The 1,010-nt window shown below is 44.1% G+C and carries 1 protein-coding gene; it reads left to right on the forward strand.

Features of this window, described 5'->3' with window-relative positions:
• Positions 1-94 precede the first annotated feature (94 nt).
• A partial coding sequence (gene fliD, locus A3738_RS11910; RefSeq protein WP_156504220.1) for a flagellar filament capping protein FliD occupies positions 95-1,010 on the forward strand: 916 nt, incomplete at its 3' end.

Here is a 1,010-nt window from a genome sequence, read left to right on the forward strand (position 1 = left end):
CCGGTGCTGAATATGTAAGGGCAAAAGGTAAACTTTTGCCCTTTTTTGTCCTAGGCTAGTCTCGCTAGGGTAAATTATTTAAAAGGTAGTAATTATGGCTAACGTATCATCTGTAGGTATTGGTTCTGGCGTTTTGACCAGTGATCTTATCGATCAGTTAGTCTCTGCTGAAAGAACGCCTACAGAGAATCGCTTAAATTCACGAGAAGAATCCGTCACGGCTGAGCTGTCTTTATTCGCTCAGATACAATCTGCAGTGACAGATATCCGTCTTCCTGCTCGGAATCTAGCTAACCCCGATACATTTAATGAATTGACCGTCAATACAGGTAGTTCTGCCTTTACGGCAAGTACAAATTCTAAAGCGATTGCAGGTAACTATACGCTTGAAGTTACTAGTCTCGCTAAATCACAATCTTTGAGTTCTGGAACTTTCGCCGACTCCGATACAACGCAAGTAGGAGAGGGCACACTAGCCTTCACTATTGATGGTGTGACAACAAATCTCGCGATCAATTCGTCGAATAATACCTTGGATGGTATCGCGTCAGCGATTAATGAAGAGTCTGCGTTGGGAGCGAGCGCAACGGTTATTAACAATGGTTCTGGCTATCAGCTTGTTATCACGAGCAGTGAAACAGGTGTTGCGAAGGCTATAGAAATTAACGTTACTGATTCGGACGGTAATAACATTGATGGGACAGGGCTGTCGCAGCTTTCCTATACCACAGGGGCACAAAACCTAATTCAGAATCAGGCAGCAACTGATGCGTCGTTTAACTTCAACGGCATTGCTATTACGCGTACCTCGAATACCGTTGATGATCTTGTTGAAGGTTTGACAATCGAACTCAAAGGTACAAACACAGGCTCACCGGCAAGTCTTACTGTTGAGCGCGATGACGATGTGGTTGTCGAGAAAGTTCAAGAGTTTGTAGATAAATATAATGCCTTGCGAGCGTTGATTGTTGAAAACTCACAGATTGATCCAAGTAATCCTGCGGCAGCCG

Source organism: Oleiphilus sp. HI0066 (assembly GCF_001635725.1).